The organism is Dactylosporangium vinaceum (genome assembly GCF_019904175.1).
Lineage (GTDB): Bacteria > Actinomycetota > Actinomycetes > Mycobacteriales > Micromonosporaceae > Dactylosporangium > Dactylosporangium vinaceum.
In genome coordinates this window covers 7,059,057-7,080,700 of record NZ_CP061913.1, presented here as the reverse complement: position 1 = coordinate 7,080,700, position 21,644 = coordinate 7,059,057, and the positions used below count along the sequence as shown (strand labels likewise).

Below are 21,644 nucleotides of genomic sequence, written 5' to 3'. Positions count from 1 at the left end.
GGCAACGGGCGGCGGGGCCGGGGCGAACCCCGGTCCCGCCGCATCCCGGTGCGGATGAGGGCGCCGCTGCGGCCGTCAAGCACACGGTCAACTGTAGAACGCAGTCACCGCGGGTAATCGGCGAATGGCGCCGAGTGCCGCGGCGCGCAGCGGTAATCCGATCATGCCGCCAAAGCTGTCTCAATGACTCGGCCGAGGCACCCGATCGGACCGGGTGGGCTTCGAGATCCGTCTTTATGCTCTACCGCACTCGCAAATCCTCCACTACAGCTAGGAATGCGAATGCGTCGATTATTGTCATTTTCCGTCGCCCTGTTGAGCAGTGTATTTCTGGCGATGGTGGCCCCGCCCTCGACGGCGTTTGCCGAGGGCGCGGACCCGTCCTGGGCGAGCTGTTCCGCGCAGACGGTCACGGTGACCGTCTCGGCCACCGATCCCACGCCCTACACCGTACGGGGGCGGCTGTGCACCACTGCCGACAGCCTGCGGGGCGCCAGGACGGTCGAGCTCTTCGTGTCCGGCCTGACCTACGACCACAACTACTTCAATTCACCGGCCCAGCCCAACACGTACTCGTACGTCTATGCCGCAACGAGCCGGGGATATTCCACCTTCAACATCGATCGGCTCGGGGTCGGGCTGTCCGACCATCCGCCGTCGAGCAAATTGACGCTGCAGTCGCACGCCTATGTCATCGCCCAGATCGTGCAGAAGCTGCGCACCGGGGTCATCGGCGGTATTTCCTTCGTGAACGTCGTCGGGGTCGGGCACTCCTTCGGGGCGGCGATTCTGCAGTACCTGGCGGGGACCACCACCAATGCGGCGGCCCGGCCGGACTTTCTGGTGCTGCAGGACTTCCTGATGACCACCTACGCACCGGGGCTCGCGGTGCTGGGCAGCGCGCTCTACACCGCGGCCTCCGACCCGGCGTTCGCCTCCGCCGGACTGGACAGCGGCTACATCACGACCATGCCGAACACCCGCGGGACGGCCTTCTACCGCACGGCCGGAGCCGAGGCGGCGATGATCACGATGGACGAGTCCATCAAGCAGACCGGCACGCTCACCGAGCGATCGTCGCTCGGCGCGGCCCGCAACCCGGCCGTGACGCTGGCGATCACGGTGCCGGTGCTGATCACCGTCGGGCAGTACGACACCTTCTACTGTGACGAGCCCAGCGGGCTCACCTGCGCGACAAGCGCCGCCGTCAAGACCCGCGAGGGCGTCAACTTCGGGCCGCGGGCCTGCCTGAGCACCTACGTCGTGCTCGACGGCGGCCACGCCACCGGGTTCCACATCAAAGCCCGCGACTCCTACAACTTCGCGCACAGCTGGGTCGACAAATACACGATCAACCCGGTCAAGGACGCGAACGGCTGCGTGGCCTGACACCGGCCCGGCGGCACCGCGACCACCGCCGACCGCGGTGGCCGCGGTGTCACGCCCGCCCCGGAGGCCGCTTCGCCGCTGCGGTCCCGGGCCGTGAACGGCTACCCTCGGCCGGTGGCCTTGACTGTCGTGCCGGTTGCCGACGACTCCGCCGAAGCCTGGCGCGAGATCCATAATCTGATCATCCCGGTGGCGCCGTTGTCACGCACCGACGTCGAGGAGCGTCGCGGCCGGAATCTGTTGACGCTGGGCCTCGTCGGCGGTGCGACGGTGGGCAACGCCACGGTGCGTCCGGTCGTCGACGGGCGAGCGACGGTGATCGTGCGGGTGCTGCCGGAGTATCGCCGCCGCGGATACGGCAGCGAGTATCTGCGGCGGATGCTGGCCGTCGCGGGCGAGCTCGGCGCGGCCTCGGTGGCGACGGTGGTGCTCGCCGCCAACGTCGAGGGGCTCGCCTTCGCGCGGCGACACGGCTTCGTGGAGGTCGAGCGTTACACGGTCGACGGGGCGCAGTTCATCGACCTCTCCCGCGACCTGCCGGTCGGCTGAAGCCTTCCGTACCGACCGGCCCCAGCGCAGGCCCCGGGGCCGTCGGGATCACTCGGGCCGGGAGACGAGGGCGGCCGGTGTTGCGGGTATCGATGACAATGTGGGTGTGGCGTGGGTCTGGTGGGAGATGGGCGGGGCGGTGCCGCCGATGCCGTACAGGTCCGTGGTCGACGGGTCCGTCGTGGAGACGCCGACGAAGCTGCCGATGCCCGGGCTCTGGCCGGACGCGCTCTGGATCATGCTCGACGACGCCAGCCGGAAGCGGTTCGTTCGTTACCGCCGCCTGGAGCAGTACGCCGACGTGGGCGTGGCCGCGTGCGCGTGCGTCTGCTGGGTGCTCGCGCACTGGTGGCACGAGTTCGGCTACCTCACGTTTGCGGTATGGATCGGAGGCGGGTTCGCGCGTCGCCGGCTGCTGGCGAGGGTGAGGCCGCCGCAGTATCCGATGGCGTCGGGTGGCCGGATGGTGCTGCAGGACGTGCACCCGGACACGGCTCGGGCCTGGCAGGAGCTTGCCGGACCGGCGATCCGGACCACCCTCGGGTGAACGGGGCCACTACGGCGACCGCGCAGCGGATCAGCGCGGCGATCGCCGCGGAGACTCCCTGAGCCTCCGCGGCGGCCGCATGGTCAGTACCGGTAGTGGTCGGCCTTGTAGGGGCCTTCGACGGGGATGCCGAGGTATTCGGCCTGCTTTTTGGTGAGTTCGGTGAGGCGGACGCCGAGGGCGTCGAGGTGGAGGCGGGCGACTTTTTCGTCGAGGTGCTTGGCCAGGGTGTAGACGCCGATCGGGTATTCGTCGGTCTTGGTGAACAGCTCGATCTGGGCGATGGTCTGGTTGGCGAAGCTGTTGGACATGACGAAGGAGGGGTGTCCGGTGGCGTTGCCGAGGTTGAGCAGGCGGCCTTCGGACAGCACGATGATGGAGTGGCCGTCGTCGAACTTCCACTCGTCGACCTGGGGCTTGATGGTGATGCGGGTCACGTCGGAGCGGTTGGCGAGGCCGGCCATGTCGATCTCGTTGTCGAAGTGGCCGATGTTGCCCACGATGGCCTGGTGCTTCATGCGGGCCATGTGCTCGGCGGTGATGACGTCGAGGCAGCCGGTCGCGGTGATGAAGATGTCGGCGCTCTCCACGACGTCGTCGATGGTGGCGACCTGGTAGCCGTCCATCGCGGCCTGCAGCGCGCAGATCGGGTCGACCTCGGTGACGATGACCCGCGCGCCCTGCCCGCGCAGCGACTCCGCGCAGCCCTTGCCCACGTCGCCGTAGCCGAACACGACCGCGACCTTGCCGCCGATGAGCACGTCGGTGGCGCGGTTGATGCCGTCGATGAGGGAGTGCCGGCAGCCGTACTTGTTGTCGAACTTCGACTTGGTGACGGAGTCGTTGACGTTGATCGCCGGGAACAGCAGCGTGCCGGCCTGCTGCATCTCGTACAGGCGGTGCACGCCGGTGGTGGTCTCCTCGGTGACGCCCTTGATCCCGGCCGCGATCCGGGTCCAGCGGCGGTTGTCCTCACCGATGGAACGCTGCAGCAGCCCCAGGATGACCGCGTACTCCTCGGAGTCGGCGGTGTCCGGTGACGGCACCGCACCGGCCCCCTCGAACTCGGCACCCTTGTGGACCAGCAGCGTGGCGTCGCCGCCGTCGTCGAGGATCATGTTCGGGCCCTGCCCATCGGGCCACAGCAGCACCTGCTCGGTGCACCACCAGTACTCCTCGAGGGTCTCACCCTTCCACGCGAAGACCGGCACCCCGGCCGGCTTCTCCGGGGTGCCCTCCGGACCCACCGCGATCGCCGCCGCGGCGTGGTCCTGGGTCGAGAAGATGTTGCAGCTGGCCCAGCGCACCTGCGCACCGAGCGCCACGAGCGTCTCGATCAGCACCGCGGTCTGGATCGTCATGTGCAGCGAGCCGGTCACCCGCGCGCCCTTGAGCGGCTGCGCCGCCGCGAACTCACGCCGGATGGCCATCAGGCCCGGCATCTCGTGCTCAGCGAGCTGGATCTCCTTACGCCCGAACGCGGCGAGGGACAGATCAGCCACCTTGAAATCGTCGAGCATTGCGGCTCCTTGCTCAGGCGCTCGCGGCGGACTTGAGGTCGCCGGCGCGGTCGGTGCTTTCCCAGGTGAACTGCGGCAGTTCGCGGCCGAAGTGGCCGTAGGCGGCGGTCTCGCGGTAGATCGGGCGCAGCAGGTCGAGGTCCCGCACGATCGCGGCCGGGCGCAGGTCGAACACCTCGCCGACGGCCTTCTCGATCCGCTCGACCGGCACGACCTCGGTGCCGAAGGTCTCGACGAACAGCGACACCGGGTGGGCCTTGCCGATCGCGTAGGCGACCTGCACCTCGCAGCGCTCGGCCAGGCCGGCGGCGACGACGTTCTTGGCCACCCAGCGCATCGCGTACGCCGCCGACCGGTCGACCTTCGACGGGTCCTTGCCGGAGAACGCACCGCCGCCGTGGCGGGCGTAGCCGCCGTAGGTGTCGACGATGATCTTGCGGCCGGTCAGGCCGGCGTCGCCCATCGGGCCGCCGATCTCGAAGCGGCCGGTCGGGTTGACCAGCAGCCGGTAGCCCTCGGTGTCCAGGCCCAGGCCCTCGAGCTCGGGGGCGATGACGTGCTCGCGCACGTCCGGGGTGAGCAGCGAGTCGAGCGAGATGTCGGGGGCGTGCTGGCTGGACACCACCACGGTGTGCAGGCGGACCGGCTTGAGCCCGTCGTACTCGATGGTGACCTGGGTCTTGCCGTCCGGGCGCAGGTAGGGGATCGTGCCGTCCTTGCGCACCGCGGAGAGCCGCCGGGCCAGGCGGTGGGCCAGGGCGATCGGCAGCGGCATGAGCTCAGGCGTCTCGCTGCACGCGAAGCCGAACATCATGCCCTGGTCACCGGCGCCCTGCAGGTCGAGCGAGTCACCGCCGGCGCCCTCGCGCACCTCGATCGCCGAGTCGACACCCTGGGCGATGTCCGGCGACTGCGCGCCGAGGGAGACGCTGACACCGCAGGAGGCGCCGTCGAAGCCCTTCGCCGACGCGTCGTAACCGATGTCGAGAATCGTCGAGCGGACCAGCCCGGCGATGTCGGCGTAGGCGCCGGTCGTCACCTCGCCGGCCAGGTGGACCTGGCCGGTGGTGATGAGCGTCTCGACCGCGACCCGGCTGCGCGGATCCTGGGCCAGCAGCGCGTCGAGCACGGCGTCGCTGATCTGGTCGGCGATCTTGTCCGGATGTCCCTCCGTCACCGACTCCGAGGTGAACAGGCGTCTGGTCATGCGTTCTCCAATGGCTACGGGGTCAGGGCAGTTCCACGACGAGGGCCGAGTACGACAGCCCGGCGCCGAACCCGGCCAGCAGCGCCGGGCCGCGCGGCGGGTCGGGGCAGTCCAGCAGCGCGTGCAGGGCGAGCGCGACCGACGCGGCCGAGGTGTTGCCGGCCGACACCACGTCGCGGGCGACCCGGGCCGCCGGCGGCAGGCCGAGCGCGGCGGCGAGCTTGTCGATGATGCGCAGGTTCGCCTGGTGCGGCACGAACGCGGCCAGGTCGGCCACCTCCAGGCCGGCCGCGGCGACGGCGCTGCGGGCCAGCGGGGCCATCTCCTGCACCGCCCAGCGGAACACCTCCGGGCCGGCCATCCGCATCGTCGGCCAGAAGTCCGGCTTGTCGCGCACGGCGAGCCAGGTCTCCGGATGCCCGATGAGCCCGGCCCGGGTGCCGTCGGAGCCCCACACCACCGGCCCGAACCCGGGCCGCTCACCGGACCCGACGAGGACCGCCCCGGCGCCGTCGGCGAACAGGAACGCGGTCGAGCGGTCGGCCGGGTCGATGATGTCGGTCATCCGCTCGGCCCCGATCACCAGCACGTGCTCCGCGGAGCCGGCGCAGATCAGGCCGTCGGCGACGGCGAGTGCGTGGCAGAAGCCGGCGCAGGCCGCGCCGAGGTCGAAGGCGGCGGCCCGGCCGGACCCGACCCGGGTCGCGATCTCCGGGCCGATCGGCGGCGACTGCTGCAGGTTGGACATCGAGGCGACGACGACGGCGTCGACCCGGCCGGGCGCCACCCCGGCGGCTTCGAGCGCGTCGCGCCCGGCGGCCGCGGCCATCGCCGGAATCGTCTCGTCCGGGCCGGCGTGGCGGCGGGACACGATGCCGGAGCGCTGGCGGATCCAGTCGTCGCTGGAGTCGATGGCCGCGCACAGGTCGTCGTTGGACACCACCCGCCGCGGACGGTACGCCCCGACACCGAGCAGGCGGGCGCCGCCGGCGCGGCGTCTGGTGAGGGTCGGCACGCGGCGCAGCGTAGCCAGGCCCGGCCGCGGGGCTGCAGCGCAAGCAACGACGGTCTGGCATGACGCCAGAGATGTCATCCCGGCGCCTCCGGCGTGCGGGCGGCCAGCGGGGTGGCGAACCCGATCGCCACGACCACGACGAACAGCACGCCGACAGCGGTCAGCGGGCCACGCACGCCGATCCCGGCGGCGGCGGTGGTGAGCACGAGGGCGCCCAGCGGGCCGCAGGAGTGGTGCACCAGCCGGAACGCCGCGGTGACCCGGCCCAGCAGGTGCTCCGGGGTCACGGTCTGGCGCAGTGACGCCGAGCTGATCGCCGCCGCCGTCTCGCCGAACGCGAACACCGTCGCCGCGATGAGCACCGCGGCCACGTGGAAGACCAGCCCGGCGGCGGCGATGGCCACGCCGCAGGCCAGGTACGCGCCCAGCCAGGCGGGGCCGAAGCCGAGCCGCCGGCGCAGGGCCGGGGTGACCGCGGCGGCCGCGATCGCTCCGAGGCTGGCCACACCGAGCAGCAGCCCGACGACCCGGTCGCCCTGGCCCAGGTCGTGGCGCAGGTAGTAGATGAACAGGTCGACGAGGCCGAGGCTCAGGAACGTGACGGGCATGTACAGGGCGGTGATGGCGCGCAGCCTGGGAGTACCCCAGAGGAATCGCAGGCCGGTGACGAGGTCCGGCCACAGGGCCGACCGTTCGGCGACCGTCGCCCGGGGGCGCAGGCGGATCAGCAGCAGCCCGGCCGCGGACAGGCCGAACGTCGCCGCGTCGACGGCGATCGCCGGCACCGGGCCGAGCAGCCCGGTCAGCAGCCCCGCGGCGACCGGGCCGAGCACGAACCCGGCCGCGTACGTCCCCTCCAGGCGGCTGTTGGCCGCGGTGATCTGGTCCCGGTCCACGAGGGCCGGGACCGCCGCCGAGCAGGCCACGTCGAAGACCATTGTCGCGACGGACGCGGCCGCCATCAGCGGATACAGCGCCCAGACCACCTCCCCGGCGGTCCACCACAGCAGCGGCACCGCGCCGTAGAGCACCAGCCGGGCCGCGTCGCAGGCGACCATGAGCCGGCGCCTGTCGTGCCGGTCGGCGACGACGCCCGCGACAAGCCCCGACGCCACGCCGGCCGCGCCCGCGACACCGGTGATGAGGCCCATCTGCGCCACCGAGCCGGTCGCGTGCAGGACCAGCAGCGGCAGCGCCACGAGCGAGAACGAGCTGCCGAGCGCCGAGAGCGCCTGCGCGGCCCAGAAGACCTGGAAGTCGCGGTTGCGCCGCAGCGGTACCGGTCCGGCCAGCAGGGTCATGTCACCTCCGTCGGACCATGTAACCCGCCGCGGCCTAGCGATTCGCCTAGTGCTGATCTTCCCGGCTTGAGGACCCGGGTGGCCTGGGGTCTGATGACCGGCATGCCAGGCGACTTATCACGGGCCGGCGATCCGGTCCTGCGCATGCTCGAGGTCCACGCGCGCGTGATGAGCCAGGCCCACGCCCTGCTGACGGCGGCGCCGCCCGCCCCGGCGCCGCCTGCCCCGGCTCCAGCTGCGCCCGCCCCGCGACCGCTGCCCGCGACCGGGCCGTATCCGCTCAGCGCGGCGCAGCAGGACATCTGGTTCATCGACCAGATGGGCGCCGACCACTCGCGCGCGTACAACGAGACCATCATGCTGGAGCTGCGCGGCCCGCTCGACGTCGCGGCGCTGCGCGGCGCCGTCGCCGGGCTGTTCGCGCGGCACGAGAGCCTGCGCACCGTCTTCGCCGCCGACGGCGCCACCCAGCACCCGCTGCCCCCGCCGCCGGAGCCGTTCGCCGTCGTCGACCTCGGCAGCGACAAGGCCGAGGCGGCCTGGCTGGCCGAGCGGGCCGGGGACGCCTTCGACCTGGCCACCGGCCCGCTGTGCCGGGTCACCCTGCTGCGCCGCGGCCCGGACCGGCACCGGCTGCACTTCGCCGTCCATCATGCCGTCATCGACGGCTGGTCGTTCGGCATCCTGATCGACGAGCTGGTGACGCTATACACCGGCGCCCCGGCCGGGCTCGCCGCGCCGCCCGCGTTCCGCGATCACGTCGAGCACGAGCGCCGGCGGGCCGAGAGCCCCGCGGCCGCCGCCGACGCCGCCTACTGGGCGCAGCGCCTCGAGGGCGACTTCCCGGTGCTGCGGCTGCCGGCCGACCGGCCGCGCGGCGCCGACACCGCGCGGCTCGGCAACCGGATCGAGTATCCGCTGTCCCCGCGCGTCGCCGCCCTCGTCGGGGCCGTCGGGCCGACGCTCGGCTGCACGCCGTTCACCGTGCTCTTCGGCGCCTACACCGCGCTGCTGCACCGCATCACCGGCCAGCGGCGCCTCGTCGTCGGCGTGCCCCTGGCCCAGCGCGACCACCCCGGCGGGGACCGGCTCGTCGGCAACTGCAGCACCGTGCTGCCGGTCCCGAGCACCAGGCCCGACGGCGGGACCGGGCACGAGTTCCTGCGGGCGGTGCAGCGCGGCCTCGTCGAGGCGTACCAGCACCCCGGGTTCTCCGCCCGGGCCGCCCGCGACCGGCTGCGCATCGACCTGCGGCCGGGGGAGCGGCTGTTCGCCTCGTTCTTCAACCTCGACCGGCCGCTGCGGCTGCCGAGCGCGGCCGGGCTGGAGCTGCGGCTGCTGCGCACCTCCCGGCGCTACGCCAAGGCCGACTTCGAGATCGACATCCTCGCGCTGCCCGGCTCCTACACGATCACGTGCGAGTACGACGCCGAGCTGTTCGACGCGGCCACCGCCCGCGGCCATCTCGAGGCCTACGAGCGGCTCCTGGAGGAGCTGCTCACCGACCCGTCCGCGCCGCTGCCCGCCGGCGAACCGGCGATGGCCGCGCCCACCCTGCCGGCGCTCGTCGAGGAGCAGGCCCGGCGCACGCCGGATGCGGTGGCGCTGCTGTACCGTGACGAGTCCCTCACCTACGCCGAGCTCGACGAGCGCGCCGCCCGGCTGGCCCGGGTCCTGCGCGACCGCGGCGCCGGGCCCGAGCGGGTCGTCGCGCTGGCCGTGCCCCGCAGCACCGACCTCGTCATCGGGGCCATCGCCGCCGGCAAGGCGGGCGCGGCGTTCCTGCCCGTCGACGTCTCCGCCGCGCCCGAGCGGGCCGCGACACTGCTGCGCGACGCCCAGCCGGTCGTCGTGCTCACCGTCGCCGCCACCGCCGGCCTGGCCCCGGAGGCGCCGGGCCGGCACCGGCTCGTGCTCGACGACCCGGCCGTGCGGGCCCAGATCGCGGCGGCCCCGCCGGTGCCGCCCGGCGACGCGGCCCGCGGCCTGCTGCCCGCCCACCCCGCCTACGTGATCTACACGTCGGGCTCCACCGGGCGTCCCAAAGGTGTGGTGGTACCGCACCACGGCATCGTCAACACGCTGCGCTGGTGGCAGAGCGAGCAGCCGCTCACCGCCCGCGACCGCACGATGCTGAAGACCCCGCTCACCTTCGACCCGTCGGTGCACGAGCTGTTCTGGCCGCTCGCCGCCGGGGCGGTGCTCGTCGTCGCCGACCACGACGGCCACCACGACCCCCGCTACCTGGTGCGGCTCATCCAGCGCACCGGCGTCACCTCCGTGCAGTTCGTGCCCAGCACGCTGCGCGAGTTCCTCGACGAGCCCGGCGCCGGCGACTGCCTGACGCTGCGCCACGTGCTCTGCGGCGGTGAGGCGCTGCCGATCGGGCTCGTCCGCCGCTACGGCACAGTCCTGACCGCCCCGCTGTACAACCTCTACGGCCCGACCGAGGCGTCGATCGAGTCCACGTTCTGGCCCTGCCGCGCCGACGCCGCGACCGCGACCGCCCCGATCGGCCGCCCCGTCACCGGCGTCGTCCTCTACGTCCTCGACCGGGACCTGCGGGCGGTCGGCGACGGCGCCGTCGGCGAGCTGTGCATCGCCGGGGCCGGGCTCGGCCGCGGCTACCTCAACCGGCCCGACCTCACCGCGGCCGCCTTCGTGCCCGACCCGTTCGGCCCGCCCGGCACCCGCATGTACCGCACCGGCGACCTGGTCCGCCGCGGCCCCGGCGGCGACCTGGAGTTCATCGGCCGCGCCGACGGGCAGGTGAAGGTCCGCGGCGTGCGGGTCGAGCTCGGCGAGGTCGAGGCCGTCCTGCGCACCCTGCCCGAGGTCACCGACGCCGCCGTGCTGATCCGCACGGCCGGCGACGACAAGCAGCTCGTCGCCTACCTCGCCGCCCCGCCGGCGCTCACCGCCGACCCGGCCGCGCTGCTGCGCCGGCTGAGCACCATGCTGCCCCCGGCGATGCTGCCGTCCCGGTTCGTCGCCCTGCCGGCGCTGCCCCTGCTCACCAGCGGCAAGACCGACAGGCACGCCCTGGCCGCCGTCCCGCTGGACCAGCCGGCGGCCACCCACCCGGCCGGGCGGGCCCCGCGCAGCGACACCGAGCGGCGGGTCCTGGCCATGTGGGCGGAGCTCTTCGACCGGGCCGACGTCGGCGTCGACGACGACTTCTTCGGCCTCGGCGGGCACTCGCTGCTGGCGACCCGGCTCGTCGCCCGGGTCCGGGCCGAGTTCGGCGTCGAGCTCACGGTGCGGGCCCTGTTCGAGGCGCCGACCGTCGCCGGTGTCGCCGCCCGCCTCGACCCGCAGACCGGGGACGGGGCGCGCACCGACCGCCCGCCGCTCGTCGCGGGGGACCGGCCGGAGTCGGTGCCGCTCTCCTTCGGCCAGCAGCGGCTGTGGTTCCTGCACCGGCTGCTGGGGCCGGGCTCGACGTACAACATGGCCACCTCGCTGCGCGTCACCGGCGAGCTCGACGTCGACGCGCTGCGGGCCGCCTTCGGCGACCTCACCGACCGGCACGAGACGCTGCGCACCACCGTCGAGGAGACCCCCGCCGGGGCCCGCCAGCGCATCGCCCCGCCCGGCACCCGGACCGCGGCGGTGCGCGCCGTCGACGTCGGCCCGGCGGATCTGCCGGCGGCGCTGGCGGCGGCCGGCGACCACGCGTTCGACCTGGCCGCCGAGGCGCCGGTGCGGGTGTGGGTCTTCGGCCTCGAGCCGCGGGTGCACATCGTCACGATCGTCGTGCACCACATCGCCGGTGACGCCTGGTCGATGGAGCCCCTCGCCCGCGACCTCGCCGTCGCCTACGCGGCCCGGCGGCAGGGCGTGGCGCCGGACTGGGCGCCGCTGCCGGTCCAGTACGCCGACTACGCCCGCTGGCAGCGCGACCTGCTCGGCGACGAGCGCGACCCGCGCAGCCGCGGCGCCCGCCAGATCGCGTTCTGGCGCAGGGCTCTCGCGAACCTGCCCGCCGAGCTCACGCTGCCCGCCGACCGGCCCCGCCCGGCCGAGCCGACGTTCGCCGGGGCCGTCGTCGACTTCGAGCTGCCGCCCGACCTGCACGCCGCTGTGGAGCGCATCGCCCGCGAGCGCGACGCCAGCGTGTTCATGGTGCTGCAGGCCGCCCTCGCGCTGCTGCTGACCCGGCTCGGGGCCGGCACCGACATCCCGCTCGGCAGCCCGATCGCCGGGCGGATGGACCCGGCCCTGGACGACCTCGTCGGCTTCTTCGTCAACACGCTGGTGCTGCGCACCGACACGTCCGGCGACCCGGCGTTCGGCGAGCTCGTCGACCGGGTCCGGGACTGGAACCTGGCCGCGTACCAGCACCAGGACGTGCCGTTCGAGCGGCTCGTCGAGGTCCTCAACCCGCCCCGGGCGGCCGCCCGGCACCCGCTGTTCCAGGTCATGATGTCGCTGGAGAACACCGCGCCGGTCGACATCGCCCTGGACGGGCTGACCATGCGCACGGAGCCGCACCCGTCGACCACCGCCAAGTTCGACCTCACGTTCTCGCTGCGCGAGCACGGGCCCGGCGCCGGGATCGCCGGCGAGCTCGAGTACAGCACCGACCTCTACGACCCCGGCACCGCCCGGCTGCTCGTCGAGCGCTTCCGGGCCGTGCTGCGGGCCGTCACCGCCGACCCGGCCGTGCGGGTGCGCGACGTACCGGTGCTGCTGCCCGGCGAGGCGGAGCGGCTCCTCGCGGCCGGGCGGGGCGAGCCGGTGCCGGCCGCAGAGCCGCTCCCGGCCCGGATCGCGGCCCGGGTGGCGCTGAGCCCCGGCGCGGTCGCCGTCACCGACGGGTCCACGACGCTTACCTACGGCGAGCTGTGGGCGCGGGCCGGGCGGATCGCCGGTGCGCTGCGCCGCCGCGGGGCCGGGCCGGAGCGCGTGGTGGCGATCGAGCTCGCCCGGAGCGTGGACGCGGTCGCCGCGGTGCTCGGCGTGTGGCGGGCCGGGGCGGCGTTCACCGTGCTGGACGTCGACTGGCCGGCCGCCCGCCGCGCCGCGGTCCTGGCCGCCAGCGGTGCCGTCACGGTCCTCACCGCGGCCGGGCTGCACGACCTCGGTGACGAACCGGCCCCGGACCTCGATCGGGGCGGCGAGCTGGCCTACGTGCTGTTCACGTCCGGCTCCTCCGGGACCCCCAAGGGCGTCATGGTCCACCACGACGGCCTCGCGGCGATCCTGGCCGGCTGGGAGCGCGCCTACCGCCTCGGCGAGCGGGTCACGTCGGTGCTGCAGATGGCCGCGTTCGGCTTCGACGTCTTCGTCGGGGACCTCGCGCGCGCCCTGGGCACCGGCGCCCGCCTGGTGCTATGTCCCCGCCCCACCCTCGCCGAGCCGGGCCGGCTGCTCGCCCTGATCGAGCGGGAGCGCATCGACTTCGCCGAGTTCGTGCCGGTGGTGGCCCGCGCGCTCACCGCGCACGCCGAAGCGGTCGGCGCGACGCTGGGCTGTATGGCGGTTGCGGTTGTGGGCTCTGATGTGGTGTACCGCCACGAGCTCGCGGCGCTGCGCCGGCTCCTCGGCCCCGACGCCATGGTGGTCAACTCCTACGGGCTCACCGAGGCGACGATCGACTCCACCTGGTCGGTCGTCGGCGCCGACGAGGGCCACGACCGCCGGGCGCTCATCGGCCGCCCCTACCCGGGCGCCGACATCGCCGTCCTCGACGAGCGCGGCGGGCCGACCCCGCCCGGCGTCCCCGGCACGCTGCACGTCGGCGGCGTCGCCGTCGCCCGCGGCTACCTCGGCGCGCCCGCGCGCACCGCCGAACGCTTCACGCCCGACCCGCGCGGCGGCGGGGCCCGGCTCTACGACACCGGCGACCGCGCCCGCTGGGTCGCCGGCCCCGGCGACGGCTGGCAGCTGGAGTACCTCGGCCGGGCCGACACCCAGGTCAAGGTCCGCGGGGTGCGGGTCGAGCTCGGCGAGGTCGAGGCCGCCCTGCGCACGCTGCCCGGCGTCGCCGACGCGGCCGCGCTCGTCCGCCCGGCCGGCGACGAGGACGTGCTCGTCGCCTATCTGGCGGCATCGGCACCGGTGGCCGCCGACCCGGCCGCGCTCGCCCGCGCCCTGAGCGCGCTGCTGCCCCCGGCGATGCTGCCGACCCGGTTCGTGGCCCTGCCCCGCCTGCCGCAGTCGAGCAGCGGCAAGGTCGACCGGCGGGCCCTGGCCGCGCTGCCCCTCGGCGCCGCCGTGTGCCCCGTCTCGGCCCGCGAGCCGCGCACCGACGTCGAGCGGCGGCTGCTGTCCGTCTGGCGTGACCTGTTCGGCCGGGCCGACATCGGCGTCGACGACGACTTCTTCGGCCTCGGCGGGCACTCACTGCTCGCCATCCGCCTCGTCGGCCGGGTCCGCGCCGAGTTCGGCGTCGAGCTGCCCGTCCGCGCGCTGTTCGAGGCGCCGACAGTCGCCGGCATCGCCGAGCGGCTGGCCGCGGCCGCGCTCGCGGGGGCCGACCGCCCGCCGCTGCGCGCCGCGGAGCGGCCGGCCGCCGTCCCGCTCTCGTTCGGTCAGCAGCGGCTCTGGTTCCTGCATCGGCTCACGGGCGCGGACTCGACGTACAACATCGCCATGTCGTTGCGGGCGACCGGCGCGCTCGACACGTCGGCGCTGCGGGCCGCGTTCGGCGATGTCGTCGACCGGCACGAGGTCCTGCGCACCACCGTGGAGGACACCCCGGACGGGGCCCGGCAGCGCATCGCCCCGCCCGGCCCGCCGCACCCGCCGGTCACCGTCGTGCCGACCGGTCCGGACGGGGTCGCCGCGGCCGTCGAGGCGGCCGGGGACTACGCGTTCGACCTGGCCACCGAGGCGCCGGTGCGGGTCTGGGTGTTCGCCGTCGCCCCGGACGTCCACGTCATCACCGTCGTCGTGCACCACGTCGCCGGCGACGCCTGGTCGATGGAGCCCCTCGCCCGCGACCTCGCCACCGCCTACGCGGCCCGGCGGCAGGGTGCGGCGCCGGACTGGGCGCCGCTGCCCGTGCAGTACGCCGACTTCGCCCTCTGGCAGCGCGACCTGCTCGGCGACGAGCGCGACCCCTCCAGCCGCTCGGCTCGGCAGGTGGCCTTCTGGCGCCGCCAGTTGCACGGCGCCCCGGCCGAGCTTTTCCTGCCCACCGACCGGCCCCGCCCGGCCGAGCCCAGCTACCGCGGCGGCGTGATCGCCTTCGAGGTCCCCGCGGGCGTCCACGCCCAGCTGGAGCGCATCGCCCGCGAGCGTGACGCCAGCGTGTTCATGGTGCTGCAGGCCGCCCTCGCGCTGCTGCTGACCCGCCTCGGGGCCGGCACCGACATCCCGCTCGGCAGCCCCGTCGCCGGGCGGATGGACCCGGCCCTCGACGGGCTTGTCGGCTTCTTCGTCAACACGCTCGTGCTGCGCACCGACACGTCCGGCGACCCCGCCTTCACGGAGCTCGTCGACCGGGTCCGGGACTGGAACCTGGCCGCGTACCAGCACCAGGACGTGCCGTTCGAGCGGCTCGTCGAGGTCCTCAACCCGCCCCGGGTCCCGGCCCGCCACCCGCTGTTCCAGGTGATGATCTCGCTGGAGAACACCACCCCGGTCGACGTGGCCCTCGACGGCCTCGCGCTGCGCGAGGAGCAGCACCCCGGGACCACCGCGAAGTTCGACCTGACGTTCTCGCTGTGCGAGCACGGGCCCGCGGCCGGGATCGCCGGTGAGCTCGAGTACAGCACCGACCTCTACGACCCGGCCACGGCCCGGCTGCTCGCGACCCGGTTCGCCGCCGTGCTGGCCGCCGTCGCCGACGCGCCGCGGACCCGGGTCGCCGACGTGGCGCTGCTCGTGCCCGGCGAGGCCGAGCTGCTGCTGGCCGCCGGCACGGGCGAGCCGGTCACCACCGGCCCTTCCGTCCCGGACCTGATCGCCGCCGCGGTGGCCCGCACCCCCGACGCCGCTGCCGTCACCGACGGGTCCACGACGCTTACCTACGGCGAGCTGTGGGTGCGGGCCGGGCGGATCGCCGGTGCCCTGCGCCGCCGCGGGGCCGGGCCGGAGCGCGTGGTGGCGATCGAGCTCGAGCGCGGCGTGGACGCGGTCGCGGCCGTGCTCGGCGTGTGGCGGGCCGGTGCCGCGTTCACGGTCCTGGACGTCGACTGGCCGGCCGCGCGCAGAGCAGCGGTCCTCGCCTCCAGCGGAGCCGTCACCATTCTCGACACCGCCGTGCTCGACACCGCCGTGCTCGGCGACGCCCCGGCATCCGACGCCCGAGGGTCTCTCGCCTACGTGCTGTACACCTCCGGCTCCTCCGGCACCCCGAAGGGCGTCATGGTGCAGCACGACGGGCTGGCCGCGATCCTGGCCGGCTGGGAGCGCGCCTACCGCCTGCGCGAGCGGGTCACGTCGGTGCTGCAGATGGCCGCGTTCGGCTTCGACGTCTTCGTCGGCGACCTCGCGCGCGCCCTCGCGACAGGCGCCCGGCTCGTGCTGTGCCCGCGGTCCGCACTGCTCGACCCGCCCGCACTGCTCGCCCTGATCGAGCGGGAGCGCATCGACTTCGCCGAGTTCGTGCCGGTGGTGGCCCGCGCGCTCACCGCGCACGCCGAAGCGGTCGGCGCGACGCTGGGCTGCGTGGCGGTTGCGGTTGTGGGCTCTGACGTGGTGTACCGCCACGAGCTCGCGGCGCTGCGACAGCTTCTCGGCCCCGACGGCGTGGTGGTCAACTCCTACGGGCTCACCGAGGCGACGATCGACTCCACCTGGTCGGTCGTCGAGGAGGACGGCACCGGCGACCACCGGGCCCTCATCGGCCGGCCGTACCCGGGCGCGGAGCTGGTGGTGCTCGAAGAGCGCGGCCGGACCGTCCCGCCCGGCGTCCCCGGCACCCTGCACATCCGCGGCGTCGCCGTCGCCCGCGGCTACCTCGGCGCGCCCGCGCGCACCGCCGAGCGGTTCGTCCCCGACCCGGCCGGCGGCGGGGCCCGGCTCTACGACACCGGCGACCTGGTGCGCTGGGCCGGCACCGGCGACGGCTGGCAGCTGGAGTACCTCGGCCGGGCCGACACGATGCTGAAGATCCGCGGCTACCGCATCGAGGCGGGCGAGGTGGCGGCCGTCGTGCGCCAGGTCGCCGGGGTCGACGCGGTAGCGGTCATCGGCCGCCCGGGGCCCGACGGGTCGCCGCGGCTGGTGGTGTACCTCGCCGGTGGCCACGACCCCGACACCGCCCCGGTCGCGCACTGGCACGCGGTGCTGCGCCGGCGGCTGCCGCGGTACATGGTCCCGGACGGCTTCGCGATCCTCGACCGGCTCCCGCTCAGCGGCAACGGCAAGGTCGACGAGGCCGCGCTGCGGGCCCGCCCCGACCGCGAGATCAGGGTCGCCGCGGCCGACTACGTGGCCCCGCGCACACCCCTGGAGCAGCAGCTCGCCGACGTGTGGGCCGAGGTGCTCGGCGTCGACCGGGTCGGCATCGAGGACGACTTCTTCGCCCTCGGCGGGCACTCCCTGCTCGCCATGCGCCTGGTCGCCCGGGCCAACGACAAGCTCGCCGTCGACCTCGCCCTCAGCGCCCTGTTCCGCACCCCGACGATCGCCGGGCTGGCCGGGCAGCTCGCCGCGGCGGGCCGGTCGGCGTCACCGTTCGCACCGGGCGGGATCACGCCGATCGCCCGGCGGCGGGACCCCGCGTGAACGCGCCCTTCGCCTGCCGCACCTCCCTCGCGCAGGACCGGCTGTGGCTCTTCGAGCAGCTGGTGCCCGGCACGGCCACCTACAACCTCGGCGGCGCCGTCGACATCGACGGCCCGCTGCACGAGCGGCACGTCGAGCGGGCGCTGCGGGACCTCGTCGCCCGGCACGAGTCGCTGCGCACGTGCTTCACCGAAGACGCCGAGGGTGTACGGCAGCTCATCCACGACACCGCCGAGCCCGACTACGCCCACGTCGACCTGACCGCCGGCCCCGGCCCCGACGCCGTCGTCGCGGCCGAGCTGGCCCGGCCCTTCGATCTGCGGCGGCTGCCGCTCGCCCGGTTCCGGCTCCTGCGCCGCGGGCCGGACCGGCACACGCTGGTGCTGGTCTTCCACCACGTCATCACCGACGACTGGTCGCTGACGATCCTGACCCGTGAGCTGGCCGCCATGTACACGGCCCATGCCACGGGGGTACCGCACCGCCTGCCACCGCTGCCGCTGCAGTACGCCGACTACGCGGCCTGGCAGCGCGACCTCGTCGAGCAGGGGGCCGTCGCCGCGCAGGTGGAGTACTGGCAGCGGCGGCTGGCGGACGTCGAAGCACTGCCGCTGCCGACCGACAGGCCCCGCCCCGCCACCGAGTCCCACCGCGGCGCCGCTGTGCACCTGGACCTCGACGCCGGCCTGGCCGACCGGCTGCGGCTGCTGAGCCGGGGCGAGGGCCGCACCCTGTACATGACGATGCTCGCCTGCTTCGCCGTCGTCCTCGGCCGCTGGGCCGGTCGCACCGACGTCGTCGTCGGCACGCCGATCGCCAACCGGCCCCGCCGCGAACTGCACGACATCACCGGGCTCTTCGTCAACCTGCTTGCCCTGCGCATCGACCTCGGCGGCGACCCGACACTGCGTCAGGTCCTGCGCCGCACCGCCGACGCCTGCACCGCCGCCTTCGAGCACCAGGACGCCCCCTTCGACCAGGTCGTCGCCGCGCTGCCCGGGCACCGCGACCCCGGCCGGCACCCGGTGTTCCAGGTGCTGTTCCAGCTGCTCGAGGACGACCTGCGCGGCTTCGCCCTGCACGGGGCCACCGCCCGGCCGCGGGAGAGCGACACGGACACGGTCAAGCTCGACCTGTCCTGCACCGTGACCGACACCGGCGCCGGGCTGGCCGTCGACCTGCACTACGCCACCGACCTGTGGGACGAGGCAACGATCCGGCGGCTCCTCGACGGCTGGGCCCGGGTGCTGCGGGCGATGGCCGCCCGGCCCGACGCCCGGGCCGGCGAGGTGCCGCTGATGTCGCCGGACGAGCACGCCGCCGCCGTCCGCGGCGGTGGCGGACGCTCGCCGCACGACGGGCCCGGCGCACCGACCCTCGACGCGCTCTTCGCCGCGCAGGTCGCCGCCCGCCCCGACGCCATCGCACTCAGCGAACCGGGCCGCCGGTGGACCTACGCCGAGCTCGACGCCGACAGCGCCGCCCTCGCCGTCGCCCTGCGCGCCGCCGGGGTCCGGCCCGACGAGCCGGTCGGCATCCGCCGTGGCCGCTCGGCCGCCCTGGTCACCGCGATGCTCGGGGTCGTGCGGGCCGGCGGCGGATACGTCGTGCTCGACCCGGCCTACCCGCCGGACCGGCTGGCCGCCCTCAGCGCCGAAGCCGGGGTCCGGACGCTCGTCACCGACGATCCGGTGCCGCCGCTCGACGGCCCGGTGGCGATCGAGGCGATCCCCGGCCCGGACCGGCTCGCGAACATCGTCTTCACCTCCGGCTCGACCGGCCGGCCCAAGGCCGTCGCGATCACCCACCGCGGGGTCGTCCGCCTCGTCGCCGGCAGTGACCACGCCCCGGTCGGCCCGGACGACGTCGTGCTGCTCACCGCCGACCCGGCCTTCGACACCACCACCTGGGCCGTGTGGGCCGCCCTGACCAACGGCGCCCACCTGGCCGTGGTGCCGGCCGGGCCGCCGCTCGACGCCGCCGCGCTCGGCGCGGCGATCGCCGAGCGCGGCGCGACGGTGGTGCGGCTGACCCCGGCCCTGTTCCACCTGGTCGCCGACGCCGACCCGGCCGCGTTCAAGGCGGTGCGCGCCCTGATCGTCGGCGGCGACGTGCTCGACCCCGCGCGGGCCCGGGCCGTCCTGGCCGCCGGGCCGCCGCAGCGGCTCGTCAACGCCTACGGCCCGACCGAGATCACCGTGACCGCGACCGACCAGGTGGTCACCGCGGCCGACGGTGACGACCCCGTCCCCATCGGCCGCCCGGTCACCGGCAGCGCCGCCTACGTCGTGGACGCCGCCCTGCGCCCGGTCCCGGCCGGCGTCGTCGGGGAGCTGCTCATCGGCGGCCCCGGCGTCGCCCGCGGCTACACCGGCCGGCCGGCCGCGACCGCCGAGCGGTTCGTCCCCGACCCCTTCGGCCCGGACCCCGGCGCCCGCCTGTACCGCACCGGCGACCTCGTGCGCCGCCGCCCCGACGGCACACTGCTCTTCGTCGGCCGGGCCGACCGCCAGGTCAAGATCCGCGGCTACCGGATCGAGCCGGGCGAGGTCGAGGCGGCCGCCCTGCGCCTGCCCGGCGTCGCCGCCTGCGCGGTCGCGGCGGCCGACGTGGCCGGCGACCGCCGCCTGGTCGCCTACGTCAGCGGCCCGGCCGACGGCGGCGCGGTCCGCGACGAGCTGGCCCGGACCCTCCCGCCGCACCTGGTGCCGGCCCACGTCGTCGTCCTCGACCGGCTGCCGCTGACCAGCACCGGCAAGCTCGACCGCACCGCGCTGGCCGCCGCCCTGCCGGGCCGGCTCCCGGCCGCCCCACCCGCCGCGCCGCGCACCGAGCGCGAGCGCGTCCTGCTCGACATCTTCACCGACCTGCTCGGCGTGCCCGGGCTCGGCATCCACGACGACTTCTTCGCCAACGGCGGGCACTCGCTGCTGGCCGTCACCGCCGTGGCCGCCGCCCGCCGCCGGCTCGGCGCCGCCCCGACGCTGCGCGCGTTCTTCGCCGGCGCCACGGTAGCGGCCCTGGCCGCCGTCCTGGACGCGGTGCCGTCCGCGCCGCTGCGCGAGGAGCCGGGCGACACCGGGCCGGCCCCGGCCTCGGGCAGCCAGCGGGCGATGCTCGGGCAGCACCGCCGCGACCCGTACGGCACCGCGTACCTCACCCCGGCCCACGCCCGCATCACCGGCCCGCTCGACGCCGAGGTGCTGCACCGCGCCCTCACCGCCGTCGTGCACCGCCACGACATCCTGCGCACCGAACTGCACGAGCGCGACGGCGCGGTCATCCAGCACGTGCGGGCGCCCGGCCCGGTCCCGCTGCCGGTGATCGACCTGCGGGCCGTGCCGCCGGACCTGCGCGAGGCCGAGCTGCTCACCCTGGCCGCGGCCGAGCGGCGCACCCCTATCGACCCGACCCGGGGCGCCCCGCTGCGGGCCCGGCTGGTGCGACTGGCCGCCGACGACGCGGCGCTGCTGCTCACCTTCCACCACGCGGTCATCGACGGCTGGTCGCTGTCGGTCTTCGCCGGCGACCTCGCCGCGCACTACCGCGCCATCGCCGCCGGCGAGCCCGGCCCGGCGACCCGGCCGCCCCAGCACGGCGACTTCGCCCGCCGCGAGGCCGAGTGGCTGCGCGGCCCGGAGGCGGCGGCCGGTCTGGCCCACTGGCGCACCCGGCTGGCCGGCCTCGAACCCACCGCGCCGCCGGTGCACCTGCGGGCCGTCGAGCACCGGTTCACCGTCCCGGCCGCGGACACCCGCCGCCTGCTGACCCTGGCCCGGGCGCACGGCGGCAGCGTCTACACCGCCCTCTGCGCCGTCCTGCACGTGCTGCTGGCCGGCTGGACCGGTGCCCGCGACACGGCCTTCGCCAGCCAGGTCGCCAACCGCGACGACGAGGCGACGCACGAGCTCATCGGCTTCCTGGCCAATGTGGTGGTACTGCGCGCGGAGGTGCACCCCGATCGGCCCTTCCCGCACCTGCTGGCCGACGTCACCGCCGACTGCCTGGCCGCCCTCGAGCACCAGCGGCTGCCGTACGAGACAGTGGTGCGGCACCTGGCCCTGCCGGGCCCGCCGTACCGCGCCACCCTGACCGTGCACAACACCCCGGAGCCGGCCTGGACCGAGGGGCCGCTCACCCTCACGCCCCTCGACGTCGACGCGCCGGGGGAGGGCGCCCGGGCCGAGCTGGAGTTCGACGTGCGCGACCGCGGCGGCGCGCTCGACTGCCGGCTCACCTACGCCCTCGACCGGTTCACCCCCGCCACCGCGGCCGGGCTCGCCGGCGCCTTCACCGCGATCGCCCGGCGGGCGGCCGAAGGCGCCGCCATGGCCGAGCTGTTAGCAATTTCCCAAGCCGCGAACCGGTCCAATGGCGGGGTCGACGTATGAACGCCCGCCCGCACCCTCCCCCCAATTCCGTGCGGTGTGCGCGG

General features: G+C 75.0%; 9 protein-coding genes. 5 read left to right on the top strand and 4 right to left on the bottom strand.

Translation table 11 applies throughout. The features are described 5' to 3' along the window. Positions 1-315: 315 nt before the first annotated feature. The 3 genes from Dvina_RS31540 (at position 316) to Dvina_RS31530 (ending at position 2,485) form a co-directional block, all read left to right on the top strand. On the top strand, positions 316-1,389 hold the full coding sequence (locus Dvina_RS31540) for an alpha/beta fold hydrolase (protein WP_223092934.1): 1,074 nt from the start codon (positions 316-318) through the stop codon (positions 1,387-1,389). A 114-nt stretch (positions 1,390-1,503) separates the two neighbouring features. Next, positions 1,504-1,938 (top strand): GNAT family N-acetyltransferase, encoded by a 435-nt coding sequence (locus Dvina_RS31535; protein ID WP_223092933.1) that lies wholly within the window; start codon positions 1,504-1,506, stop codon positions 1,936-1,938. 106 nt (positions 1,939-2,044) lie between these two features. Beyond that, positions 2,045-2,485 carry a hypothetical protein gene (locus Dvina_RS31530; protein ID WP_223092932.1) on the top strand — a complete coding sequence of 147 codons (441 nt, stop codon included), beginning with the start codon at positions 2,045-2,047 and terminating at the stop codon, positions 2,483-2,485. Positions 2,486-2,568: 83 nt separating this feature from the next. Here Dvina_RS31530 and ahcY read toward each other — a convergent pair whose 3' ends face one another. From ahcY to Dvina_RS31510, 4 genes are all read right to left on the bottom strand, one after another. Further along, positions 2,569-4,005: an adenosylhomocysteinase gene (ahcY, locus tag Dvina_RS31525; RefSeq protein ID WP_223092931.1), complete on the bottom strand. Its 1,437-nt coding sequence runs from the start codon at positions 4,003-4,005 to the stop codon at positions 2,569-2,571. Positions 4,006-4,018: 13 nt separating this feature from the next. Next, positions 4,019-5,212: a methionine adenosyltransferase gene (metK, locus tag Dvina_RS31520; protein ID WP_223092930.1), complete on the bottom strand. Its 1,194-nt coding sequence runs from the start codon at positions 5,210-5,212 to the stop codon at positions 4,019-4,021. 22 nt (positions 5,213-5,234) lie between these two features. After that, positions 5,235-6,227, bottom strand: a complete 993-nt coding sequence (locus tag Dvina_RS31515) for a beta-ketoacyl-ACP synthase 3 (protein ID WP_246655439.1) — start codon at positions 6,225-6,227, stop codon at positions 5,235-5,237. A 74-nt stretch (positions 6,228-6,301) separates the two neighbouring features. Next, the gene (locus tag Dvina_RS31510) at positions 6,302-7,528 is read right to left on the bottom strand and encodes an MFS transporter (protein WP_223092928.1); all 1,227 of its coding nucleotides are present in this window, start codon (positions 7,526-7,528) and stop codon (positions 6,302-6,304) included. A 102-nt stretch (positions 7,529-7,630) separates the two neighbouring features. On the opposite strand from Dvina_RS31510, the gene Dvina_RS31505 reads away from it, so the two are divergent. Together Dvina_RS31505 and Dvina_RS31500 are read left to right on the top strand one after the other, a co-directional pair. Further along, complete coding sequence (locus tag Dvina_RS31505; RefSeq protein WP_223092927.1) at positions 7,631-17,209, top strand: non-ribosomal peptide synthetase; 9,579 nt, start codon at positions 7,631-7,633, stop codon at positions 17,207-17,209. Next, positions 17,206-21,600, top strand: coding sequence for a non-ribosomal peptide synthetase (locus tag Dvina_RS31500; protein ID WP_223092926.1), 4,395 nt, complete (start codon positions 17,206-17,208; stop codon positions 21,598-21,600). The genes Dvina_RS31505 and Dvina_RS31500 overlap by 4 nt, the downstream gene beginning before the upstream one ends. Positions 21,601-21,644: the final 44 nt, after the last annotated feature.